The sequence below is a fragment of the Bacillus sp. 17RED48 genome, from assembly GCF_019837545.1.
Taxonomy (GTDB): Bacteria; Bacillota; Bacilli; order Bacillales; family Bacillaceae_G; genus Bacillus_A; species Bacillus_A wiedmannii.
Genome location: NZ_JADAXG010000057.1, coordinates 1 through 429, shown reverse-complemented (window position 1 = coordinate 429; position 429 = coordinate 1). Strand labels below are relative to the sequence as shown.

Annotated in this window: 4 tRNA genes; all 4 read right to left on the bottom strand. The window is 49.9% G+C overall.

What is annotated here, in order from left to right:
• Positions 1-4 precede the first annotated feature (4 nt).
• The 4 genes from ILT06_RS32245 to ILT06_RS32230 all read right to left on the bottom strand — a co-directional run bounded on the left by ILT06_RS32245 (position 5) and on the right by ILT06_RS32230 (position 414).
• A tRNA-Gly gene (locus ILT06_RS32245) sits at positions 5-75 on the bottom strand.
• Position 76: 1 nt separating this feature from the next.
• Positions 77-153: transfer RNA gene (locus ILT06_RS32240), tRNA-Pro, on the bottom strand.
• A gap of 3 nt (positions 154-156) precedes the next feature.
• Positions 157-233: transfer RNA gene (locus tag ILT06_RS32235), tRNA-Arg, on the bottom strand.
• A 98-nt stretch (positions 234-331) separates the two neighbouring features.
• Positions 332-414: transfer RNA gene (locus tag ILT06_RS32230), tRNA-Leu, on the bottom strand.
• Between the last annotated feature and the right edge of the window lie 15 nt (positions 415-429).

Genomic DNA, 429 nt, shown 5'->3' with positions numbered 1-429 from the left:
TAAAAGCGGGTGAAGAGAATCGAACTCTCGACCAGAGCTTGGAAGGCTCTTGTTTTACCACTAAACTACACCCGCGTGGTCGGGAAGACAGGATTTGAACCTGCGACCCCCTGGTCCCAAACCAGGTGCTCTACCAAGCTGAGCCACTTCCCGTTATGGCGCGCCCGAGAGGAGTCGAACCCCTAACCTCTTGATCCGTAGTCAAACGCTCTATCCAATTGAGCTACGGGCGCTTATTCATGATGTTTTTTCGTCGTTGTATTTTGGCGACTCAATTATCTTATCATACTACATTTTCAAATGCAAGTACTTTTTAAAAAAGATTTTTTGATGCGGCCGAGAGGACTTGAACCTCCACGGGGTTTCCCCCACTAGGCCCTCAACCTAGCGCGTCTGCCGTTCCGCCACGACCGCGCGGAAAAAACAAAA